Below are 210 nucleotides of genomic sequence, written 5' to 3' on the forward strand. Positions count from 1 at the left end.
CCATCGGCGCTAAAGAGCTTAACTTCCGTGTTCGGTATGGGAACGGGTGTGACCTCTTTGCCATCATCACTAGACTTTTGAAAGACATTTTAAATTATATCATACTGAAAATTAGTATTCAAGTATTTTAATTTTTGTTCTTTCAAAACTGGATAAACGGTGCATTGTGCACAACACAAAATGTGGTTAAGTCCTCGACCGATTAGTATT

1 rRNA gene is annotated in these 210 nt (G+C 36.7%); it reads right to left on the minus strand.

The annotated features are described in order from the left end of the window. Positions 1 to 74, minus strand: a 5S ribosomal RNA gene (gene rrf / locus AC3II9_RS22765); the annotation flags it as partial. Positions 75 to 210: the final 136 nt, after the last annotated feature.

This window comes from Lysinibacillus sp. RU7 (genome assembly GCF_057837305.1).